Annotated in this window: 9 protein-coding genes and 1 pseudogene; 3 read left to right on the top strand and 7 right to left on the bottom strand. The window is 72.0% G+C overall.

Annotation, left to right across the window (positions count from 1 at the left end; translation table 11 throughout):
* Window positions 1-153 precede the first annotated feature (153 nt).
* Window positions 154-1,164: a tyrosine-type recombinase/integrase gene (locus AB0B83_RS29460; protein WP_357580904.1), complete on the bottom strand. Its 1,011-nt coding sequence runs from the start codon at window positions 1,162-1,164 to the stop codon at window positions 154-156.
* Window positions 1,165-1,222: 58 nt separating this feature from the next.
* Here AB0B83_RS29460 and AB0B83_RS29455 point away from each other — a divergent pair, with 58 nt between their 5' ends.
* On the top strand, window positions 1,223-1,816 hold the full coding sequence (locus AB0B83_RS29455) for an AAA family ATPase (RefSeq protein ID WP_357580903.1): 594 nt from the start codon (window positions 1,223-1,225) through the stop codon (window positions 1,814-1,816).
* A gap of 559 nt (window positions 1,817-2,375) precedes the next feature.
* Here the strand turns inward: AB0B83_RS29455 and AB0B83_RS29450 are convergent.
* The 6 genes from AB0B83_RS29450 to AB0B83_RS29425 all read right to left on the bottom strand — a co-directional run bounded on the left by AB0B83_RS29450 (window position 2,376) and on the right by AB0B83_RS29425 (window position 7,863).
* Window positions 2,376-4,754 carry an excinuclease ABC subunit UvrA gene (locus tag AB0B83_RS29450; RefSeq protein ID WP_357580902.1) on the bottom strand — a complete coding sequence of 793 codons (2,379 nt, stop codon included), beginning with the start codon at window positions 4,752-4,754 and terminating at the stop codon, window positions 2,376-2,378.
* 70 nt (window positions 4,755-4,824) lie between these two features.
* Window positions 4,825-5,235, bottom strand: coding sequence for a VOC family protein (locus AB0B83_RS29445; RefSeq protein WP_357580901.1), 411 nt, complete (start codon window positions 5,233-5,235; stop codon window positions 4,825-4,827).
* Between the two features lie 5 nt (window positions 5,236-5,240).
* On the bottom strand, window positions 5,241-5,690 hold the full coding sequence (locus AB0B83_RS29440) for a helix-turn-helix transcriptional regulator (RefSeq protein WP_357580900.1): 450 nt from the start codon (window positions 5,688-5,690) through the stop codon (window positions 5,241-5,243).
* 79 nt (window positions 5,691-5,769) lie between these two features.
* Window positions 5,770-6,342 carry a GNAT family N-acetyltransferase gene (locus tag AB0B83_RS29435; protein WP_357580899.1) on the bottom strand — a complete coding sequence of 191 codons (573 nt, stop codon included), beginning with the start codon at window positions 6,340-6,342 and terminating at the stop codon, window positions 5,770-5,772.
* The gene (locus AB0B83_RS29430; protein WP_357580898.1) at window positions 6,342-7,079 is read right to left on the bottom strand and encodes a class I SAM-dependent methyltransferase; all 738 of its coding nucleotides are present in this window, start codon (window positions 7,077-7,079) and stop codon (window positions 6,342-6,344) included. The genes AB0B83_RS29435 and AB0B83_RS29430 overlap by 1 nt, the downstream gene beginning before the upstream one ends.
* Window positions 7,080-7,134: 55 nt before the next feature.
* Window positions 7,135-7,863 carry an SDR family oxidoreductase gene (locus tag AB0B83_RS29425; RefSeq protein ID WP_357580897.1) on the bottom strand — a complete coding sequence of 243 codons (729 nt, stop codon included), beginning with the start codon at window positions 7,861-7,863 and terminating at the stop codon, window positions 7,135-7,137.
* 117 nt (window positions 7,864-7,980) lie between these two features.
* On the opposite strand from AB0B83_RS29425, the gene AB0B83_RS29420 reads away from it, so the two are divergent.
* Both AB0B83_RS29420 and AB0B83_RS29415 read left to right on the top strand, forming a co-directional pair.
* Window positions 7,981-8,442 (top strand): peroxiredoxin, encoded by a 462-nt coding sequence (locus tag AB0B83_RS29420; RefSeq protein WP_327028342.1) that lies wholly within the window; start codon window positions 7,981-7,983, stop codon window positions 8,440-8,442.
* 40 nt (window positions 8,443-8,482) lie between these two features.
* Window positions 8,483-9,195: pseudogene (locus AB0B83_RS29415) on the top strand (hypothetical protein); the annotation flags it as partial.
* Window positions 9,196-9,276 lie beyond the last annotated feature (81 nt).

Below are 9,276 nucleotides of genomic sequence, written 5' to 3'. Positions count from 1 at the left end.
CCACGCCCCGGGCTCTGCCGCGCCCCACCCGCCGCCCCCCCCCCCCGCCGTTGGGGTGGGTTATCCCGCCGGAGGCGTTGGCCGTCGGACGCGCCGGCACCCGCCGGCGCGGGCTTCCAACCGGCCCACCGGCCGCTACCGCCGGGCCCCGCCTCACGACCGCCCCTCGCGCTCCGCCGCCACCAACCCCGCCAACGCCCGATTGGTACGGTTGGACCGCACCGCGGCGCGCTGCTGCCCGGCCGTCACCTCGATGTACGTCTGCGACGACGCCAACGACGCGTGACCCAGCAACCGCATGATCTCCGCCGCGCTCGCCCCGTCCTCCGCCAACCGCGTCGCGAAGGTGTGCCGCAACGCGTGCAACCGCGCCCCACGCGGCACCCGGTCGGTGATGCCCGCCCGCCGGTAGCAGGACTCCACCAGATACTGCAGCCCGCCCCGACGCAGCGGCTCACCCCGACGGTCCACCAGCAGCGGCGCGTCCGGCCGCACCGTACGCGACCCGAACCGCCGCACCCGGCTGTCCAGGTAGCCCACCAGCACCCCGTCCAGCTCCGGCTCGATCGGCACCACCCTCGGCCGCCCACCCTTGCCGGCCACGTCGACCCGCCGCTCGCCCGCACGGCCCGTCAACGACCCCACCCGCAGCGCCAGTAGCTCCGACAGCCGCAGCCCCGCGCAGAGCGCCAACGCCAGCACCGCCAGGTCGCGCTCCGGCCACGGGTCGCGCTGCCGGCCCTCCTGCCGGGCCACCGAGGCGAGCAGCTGCTCGGGGGTGTCCGCGCCACGCAGCGGCTTGGGCTGGGGGAGAGGCGCCCGGGGACGACCGACCGCCGGCATCGGGTTGCCGGCGACCACCCCGTCGGCGACCAGGAAGGAGAAGAAGCTGTTCCAGGTGGACCACGCCCGGTGCACCGACGCGGCCGCGCGGGGAGCGGCGAACCGGGCGAATGCCGCGCGCATGACGCGGGCGGTGAGGGCGCCGACGGGCAGCGCGTCGAGGGGGAGGGGAGGGGTGGCCTCCTCGGCGGCCAGCTCGGCGACGGCACGCAGGTCCCGCCGGTACGCCTCCAGCGTGTGGGGGGAGGGCTTGCGGGTCGCGCGGGCCGTCAGGAACTCCTCGATGAGCCGCCGTACCGATTCGTCCTGTTTGTCATGCATAAGGGATATTATGCAGCATTTTCGGGTTCGCCGGCAACGGCGGGAGAGGGGGAGAGGCGTGCGACGGTACGTACTGACGGGTGCACCGGGGGCGGGCAAGACGACACTCGCCGACGCGCTGCGCCGACGCGGGTGGGACGTCGTCGCCGAGGCGGCCACCGACGTCATCGCGGCCCAGCAGGGGCGGGGCGTCGCCGAACCGTGGCGCGAGGCCGGCTTCGTCGACGCCGTCGCGCGGCTCCAGCGGGAGCGCCGCGAGGCGCCCGGGGCGTACGGGTCGGTGCAGGTCCACGACCGGTCGCCGCTGTGCACGTTGGCCCTCGCGCGGTATCTGGGGCGCCCGCCGGGGCGCGTGCTCGCCGAGGAGGTGCGGCGGGTGCTGCGCGACGGCGCCTACCAGCGGCAGGTGTTCCTGGTCGAGCCGCTGGGCTTCGTGACACCGAGTGCCGCCCGCCGGATCGGCTACGCCGAGTCGCTGGCGTTCGCCCGCGTGCACGAGGAGGTCTACCGGGCGCACGGGCACGGCCTGATCGCGGTGCCGCCCGCGCCGGTGCAGGCGCGGGTCGCGCTGGTGGAAGCGCACCTGCGGCGCCTCGCCGACCTGCCGTCGGACCGGGCCGAGGGAGGGCCCGATCCGGCTAACTTGACATAATGTACATTATCGAACTCCGGCCGCAGTGTAGATATCCGCAGGCAGAGGCTCCGTCAGCACCCCTCGTGGCTTGAGTCGTTCCTGGCAGCTTGAGTCATCGCCTTCCTCACCGAGCTGAGCCAACTCATGGTCTGGCTGTCTGCTGCGGGCCGTCGTCGTCGCTCGATGGCTTCACCGCAGTTGATCGACCCGCGTTTGTGGCGGACACAGCTGAGGTGGCGCCCGACGCCCGGCGGTGGCCGTCGCCGGCCTGCGTCCAGACGGCGCTGACCGTCAACGCCGTCTGAGCGGGTTGACACCTCTCCCCCCTGAATTGATCGAGGCCGCGCCGTCGAAGCGGCTACTCGGAACGCAGGGCGACGGCGGTGCGGGTACGGGCGGCCTAGCCGGCTGGCAGGAACGCGCCGTGGATCTGCGGCGCGATGTCCGCCGGCCGCGCTCGTCCTTGACGTGCGTCGCACTCCCCTGGCGTGTCGTGCGCTGCGGCGTGTCGTGCGTCGCGCATGGCGGGTGGCGGCCCCGCGGCGCCGAGGTCCGGTGCTGCGGGGCCGCGTCGGGGTCAGACGCCGACGTAGGCGGCGAGGTGTTCGCCGGTGAGGGTGGACCGCTTGGCGACAAGGTCGGCGGGGGTGCCCTCGAAGACGATCCGGCCGCCGTCGTGGCCCGCGCCGGGGCCGAGGTCGATGATCCAGTCGGCGTGTGCCATGACCGCCTGGTGGTGCTCGATGACGATGACCGACTTGCCGGATTCGACGAGGCGGTCGAGCAGGGCGAGCAGTTGTTCGACGTCGGCGAGGTGCAGGCCGGTGGTGGGTTCGTCGAGGACGTAGACGCCGCCCTTCTCGGCCATGTGGGTGGCGAGCTTGAGGCGCTGTCGCTCGCCGCCGGAGAGGGTGGTGAGGGGTTGGCCGAGGCTGAGGTAGCCCAGTCCGACGTCGGCGAGTCGGTTCAGGATGGCGTGGGCGGCGGGGATGCGCGCCTCGCCGGTGCCGAAGAACTCCTCGGCCTCGGCGACGGGCATGGCGAGCACCTCGGCGATGTTCCGGCCGCCCAGCGTGTATTCCAGGACGGCCGCCTGGAACCGCTTGCCGCCGCATTCCTCGCAGGTGGTCTCGACGGTCGCCATGACGCCCAGGTCGGTGTAGATGACGCCGGCGCCGTTGCAGGTGGGGCAGGCGCCTTCGGAGTTGGCGCTGAACAGTGCCGGTTTGACGCCGTTGGCCTTTGCGAACGCCTTGCGGATGGGGTCGAGCAGGCCGGTGTAGGTCGCCGGGTTGCTGCGTCGGGAGCCGCGGATCGCGCCCTGGTCGATGACGACGACGCCGTCGCGGCCGGCGACGGAGCCGTGGATCAGTGAGCTCTTGCCGGAGCCGGCGACGCCGGTGACGGCGCAGAGGACGCCGAGTGGGATGTCGACGTCGACGTCGCGCAGGTTGTGCGTGGTCGCGCCGCGGACCTCGAGGGTGGCGGTGGGCGTGCGTACGGTCTTCTTGACGGCGGCCCGGTCGTCGAGGTGGCGGCCGGTGACGGTGTCGCTTTCCCGCAGTCCTTCGACGGTGCCTTCGAAGCAGATCGTGCCGCCGTGTGTGCCGGCGCCGGGGCCGAGGTCGACGACGTGGTCGGCGATCGTGATGGTCTCGGGTTTGTGTTCGACGACGAGTACGGTGTTGCCCTTGTCGCGCAGTTGCCGCAGCAGGTTGTTCATCCGCTCGATGTCGTGCGGGTGCAGGCCGATGGTGGGCTCGTCGAAGACGTAGGTGACGTCGGTGAGGGACGAGCCGAGGTGGCGGATCATCTTGGTGCGTTGTGCCTCTCCCCCGGACAGGGTGCCCGAGGGGCGGTCGAGTGAGAGGTAGCCCAGGCCGATCTGCGTGAACGAGTCGAGGAGGTGTTGCAGCCCCTTGAGTAGGGGGGCCACCGAGGGTTCGTCGAGGTCGCGGACCCACTCGGCCAGGTCGCTGATCTGCATGGCGCAGACGTCGGCGATGCTCTTGCCGTTGATCTTCGATGCGCGGGCTTCGGGGCTGAGTCGGGTTCCGTCGCAGCTCGGGCAGGTCTGGAAGGTCACGGCCCGCTCGACGAAGGCCCGGATGTGGGGCTGGAGGGCGTCGACGTCCTTGGCGAGGAAGGACTTCTGGATCTGCGGGATGATGCCGACGTACGTCAGGTTGATGCCGTCGACCTTGATCTTGGTGGGTTCCCGGTGGAGCAGGTCGTGCAGTTCCTTCTTGGTGAACTTGCTGATCGGCTTGTCGGGGTCGAAGTAGCCGCAGCCGCGGAAGATGCGCCCGTACCAGCCGTCCATGCTGTAGCCGGGGATGGTGAGGGCGCCCTCGTTGAGTGACTTGCCGGCGTCGTAGAGGGCGGTCAGGTCGATGTCGTTGACGGTGCCCATGCCCTCGCAGCGGGGGCACATGCCGCCGAGGCGGTGGAACGTCGCCTTCTCGGCCTTGGTCTTGGTGCCGCGTTCGACGGTGATCGCGCCGCTGGCGCGCACGGTGGGGATGTTGAAGGAGTACGCGTTGGGTGAGCCGATGTGGGGTTGGCCGAGGCGGCTGAACAGGATGCGCAGCATGGCGTTGGCGTCGGTGGCGGTGCCGACGGTGGAGCGGGGGTTGGCGCCCATCCGTTCCTGGTCGACGATGATCGCCGTGGTCAGGCCGTCGAGCAGGTCGACGTCCGGTCGGGTGAGCGACGGCATGAAGCCTTGGAGGAAGGCGCTGTAGGTTTCGTTGATCATCCGCTGTGACTCGGCGGCGATGGTGCCGAACACCAGTGAGCTCTTGCCGGAGCCGGAGACGCCGGTGAAGACGGTGAGGCGGCGTTTCGGGATGTCGACGTTGACGTCCTTGAGGTTGTTGACGCGGGCGCCCTGCACGCGGATCAGGTCGTGGGTGTCGGCGATGTGCGGGGTGGGCGTCCTCGTGGCCGTGCTCATGGTGTCTCCATCCGTCGCGCGGGGGCCGGCTGTGCGGTCTCCGTCGGGCGTCTTGCTGTGGTGGTGGGGTTCAGCGCAGCTCGTTGATGCGGATCAGGTTGCCGGTGGGGTCGCGGAAGGCGCAGTCGCGCACGCCGTACGGCTGTTCGGTCGGTTCCTGGACGACGTCGGCGCCGCTGGCCTGGAGCCGGTCGAAGAGGCCGTCGAGGTCGTCGGTGGCCAGGGTGATGGCGCCGTAGCTGCCCTTGGCGATGAGTTCGAGGATGGTGCGGCGTTCGTCGTCGGTGATGCCTGGTTCGGCGGCCGGCGGGTGCAGGACGATGGATGTGCCGGGCTGGTTGGCGGGGCCGACGGTGAGCCAGCGCATGCCGTCGTATCCGACGTCGTTGCGGACCTCGAAGCCGAGGGTGTCGCGGTAGAAGGTCAGGGCGGCGTCGGCGTCGGTGTGCGGGAGGAAGGCGTAGTGAATGGTGATGTCCATGCCGGTCACGCTAGTTGTGGCTGGGTGGGCCGTGCTTCTCGATTCCTGATCGGTCTGGTCACCTGTTTCGCGATGCACGCGGGCATCTCCGCCGTCGCGTGAGCCGCCCGGGCGCGGTAGGTGCTCGGCGGCACGCCGACCAGTTCGGTGAAGCGGGTGCTGAAGGTGCCCAGCGAGGAGCAGCCGACGGCGAAACAGACTTCGGTGACGCTGAGGTCGCCGCGGCGCAGCAGCGCCATGGCACGTTCGATGCGTCGGGTCATGAGGTAGGCGTACGGCGACTCGCCGTAGGCGAGGCGGAACTGGCGGCTGAGGTGTCCGGCGGACATGTTCGCGCCGCGGGCGAGGGCTTCGACGTCGAGCGGCTTGGCGTACTCGCGGTCGATGCGGTCGCGTACGCGGCGCAGCCGGGCGAGGTCGCGGAGGTGCTGGGCTGCGGCGTCTCTGCTGCTCACGTGCAGGATCGTGCCATGTGGTGCCGGTGTTGCCCAGCAGGGTCGCGGTGGTGTCCTTCTCGGGGGCGGTGGCGGTTTCTCAGGGGTCGGTGGCGAGGCGGGCGTGCAGGTGCATGCCGTGCCAGCCGTCGGCGTGGCGGCCTTCGCCGCGTTTGGTGCCCTCGGCGGTGAAGCCGGCGCGTTGCGCGACCCGGCAGGACGCGCCGTTGGCCGTGGAGTGGGCCAGTTCCAGTCGGTGCAGCCCGAGGTTGGTGAAGCACCAGGTGCTCAGGGCGGTCAGTGCCCGGGGTGCGATGCCGTGGCCGCGGGCGGCGGGTATGACCCAGTAGGAGACTTCGGCGAGGGCGTCGTCGAGGGCGAGCCGGCGCAGGCTGATCTGGCCGACGACGCCGTGGGTGTCGACGATCGCCCAGCCCGCGCCGGTTTCGTGGTGCCATCGCCGGGGCCAGGTGTCGATCCAGTCGCGGGCCTCGTCGTCGTTCATGTGGCGGCAGTGCCAGTGTCGGATCGCGGGGTCGGCGTAGGCGGCGACGACGGCGGCGCGGTCGGTGGGTCGCCAGGGGCGTAGTCGGGGGCCGTTCGCGTCGATGTCGGGTTGGGGCAGGCGGGCCATGGTGCCGGGGGCGATGGCGGGGGCGATGGTCGGCGGCATCAGGGGCGGGGCCGGCGGGCGAGGACGAGGGTGGTGCGCAGGCGCAGTACGACGGTGCCGCCGAAGCCGTCGACGAGGGTGCGCATCGCGGTGCTCGCCCGGGTCTGCTGGTCGGCGGGTCGCTGCCGGTACGGGCCGAAGGTCTGCAGCAGGCGTAGGTACTGGTCGGTGCTGAGGGTGAGGTCGCGGTGCAGGGTGTGGGCGTGCACGTCGGTGAACAGGCCGCTGGCGGTGATGTCGTGGTGGAACCAGTCGGCGGGGTGACGGGTGACGGTGGGGTCGATGGCGCGCAGGGTGGTGTCGACGGCGTGGGCCTGTGCGGGGTCGGCGTAGCCGTACTCGTGGGCGAAGACGGCGAGGGTGCCGCCGGGGGTGAGTGCGGCGTGGGCGCGCCGGTTGCGGGTGGCGGGGTCGAGCCAGTGCCAGGCCAGCGCGCAGGCGAGCAGGGGTACGCCGCCGGTGGGTGGTTGCCACCGTTCGAAGGTCTGGGTGACGGTGTGCACGTCAGGGAAGGTGGCGGTGAGGCGGGCGGCCATGCGGGGGTCGGGTTCGATGCAGGTGACGGGTGCGCCGAGGCGCAGCAGCACGGCGGTGCCCTTGCCGGTGCCGGCGCCGATCTCGGTGACGGTGTCGGGGGTTCTGCCGTGGTAGTCGGCGATGAGGTCGGCAATGGCGTCCGGATAGCCGGGGCGGATGTCGTCGTAGAGGTCGGCGATGGCGCCGAAGACATCGGTCACGGTTGGCATCGTCGCATGGGCGGCGGCGGGTCGGCCGGTGGTGTCGGGGTGGGTCTCAGAGGCCGCCGGCGATGCGCAGGACGGTGCCGGTGGTGTAGGTGGCGTCGGGGCCGAGCAGCCAGGCGATGGCGCCGGCGACCTCGTCGGGTTCGCCGGGGCGGCCCAGTGGGATGCGGGCGGCGGCCCGCTCGGGTCGGTCGGGTTGGCCGGAGAGGGCGTGGATGTCGGTGCGGATGATGCCGGGGGCGACGGCGTTGACGCGGATGCCGCGGGGGGCGAGTTCCTTGGCGAGGCCGGTGGTGAGGGTGTCGGTGGCGGCCTTGACGGCGGCGTAGTGGACGTACTCGCCGGGGCTGCCGAGGGTGGCGGCGGCGGAGGAGACGTTGACGATGGCGGCGCCGTCGCCCATCCGGCGGGCGGCCTGTTGGGCGCAGAGGACGTAGCCGATGAGGTTGACGTCGACGACGTGGCGCAGGTCGGTGGGGTCGAGGTCGACGAACGCGCCGATGGGGCTGGTGACGCCGGCGTTGTTGACCAGGCCGGTGATCGGGCCGAGGTCGGCGGCGGCGTCGAACAGGGCGGTGACCTGCTCGGGGTCGCGGGTGTCGGCGGGCACGGCGAGGCCGCGTACGCCGGTGGCTTCGATGTCGGCGAGCACGGCGGTGGCGGCGGTGTGGTCGCGGCGGTAGCTGAAGGCGACGTGGTGCCCGGCGTGGGCGAGGCGGCGGGCGGTGGCGGCACCGATGCCGCGGCTTCCGCCGGTGATGACGGTGACCGGTCGCATGTGCCTCTCCCCTGTCGTGGCTGCGGGGCCGACGCTACCGGCGGGCGGCGTGGGGCGGGCCGGTGGGTGGGCGCATAGGCTCGGGCGCGTCGGTGGACGGTGACGTGGAGGTGCGCGGTGGCGGGTGTGGGTGTCGGCGACGTGGTGCGGGACTTCGAGTTGCCCGACGAGACGGGTACGCCGCGGCGGCTGTCGGAGTTCCTGGCCACGGGTCCGGTGGTGTTGTTCTTCTATCCGGCGGCGTTGACGCGGGGGTGCACGGCGGAGAGCTGCCACTTCCGGGACCTGGCGGCGGAGTTCGCGGCGGTGGGCGCGACGCGGGTGGGCATCAGCCGCGATCCGGTGGAGAAGCAGGCGGAGTTCTCCCGCCGGCACGGGTTCGACTATCCCCTGCTGTCGGACGTGGACGGCACGGTCGCGGACCTGTTCGGGGTGCGGCGGCGGCTGCCGTTGGGTGCGCTGAGCACGCGGCGGATGACGTTCGTGATCGGCACGGACCGGCGGATCGTCGAGGTGGTCCACAGTGAGCTGAACATGAACGACCACGCGGACGCGGCGTTGCGGGCGCTGGGGGGTTGATCTTCCGCTTGTCGGCGTGGGCTGGTATCAAGGCAGGCATCTGAACAGGTGTACGAGGGGAAGAGGTTGCTGATGGGTGCTGCTGGCCAGGGTTTGTCCACTGACGAGGTGCAGAGCATCCGGGAGGCGCTGGCGGCGGGCCGCAAGCCGAAGGTGGTGTTCACCGCCTCGGCGGGTCAGATCGCCGGGCAGGTGGGTCAGGTGGTGGAGCTGACCGACCCGGCGGTGTCGGACGAGTTCGTGGTGGTCCGGTTCGGTCGCGACGAGTTGCCCTTCTCCCCCGCCGACGTGGCGGTGGCCCCGCGCGGCGCCGGGCGTAAGGCGGCCGAGCCACAGCCGGAGACGCCGGAGCCCGAGCCGGCGGCGCCGGCGGAGCCGGAGTTCGTGTTGGACCGGGTGCCGCAGCAGCGGCGGGAGGAGCCGAAGGTGGAGACGACGGAGGCGAAGCCCGCCCCGGCGCGCAAGGCGGTGAAGGCCGTGAAGCCGAAGGGGCCGGCGGGGCTGACGGTGACGCTGGCGTACGCCGACGGTGAGTGGACGGTCGCGGCGCAGCAGGGCAGCAAGTCCCTGGCGAAGCCGTACGTGGTGAAGCCGGCGGAGGCGCTGCGGATGGTGGCGCTGGTCGACGTGCCGGGCGTGCACGAGGCGGTGGAGCAGATCATGGCCGCGGAGCGGGCCGAGGCGGAGCAGCAGGCGGAGAAGCTGCGCGCGGAGCTGGCGGAGATCGAGGCGCGCCTGGCGGAGCTGCGCGAGCAGCTCAGCGCGAGCAGCTCCCGACCGGACAACGGCGGGTTGTCGGGACGGGGGTCGCCGCCGAGGCGGGCGTGCATCCGG

It is taken from the genome of Micromonospora sp. NPDC049060, from assembly GCF_040649055.1.
Classification (GTDB): Bacteria; Actinomycetota; Actinomycetes; order Mycobacteriales; family Micromonosporaceae; genus Micromonospora; species Micromonospora reichwaldensis.
The sequence above is the reverse complement of the archived record's forward strand: the minus strand, read 5'-3'. Positions and strand labels throughout refer to the sequence as shown.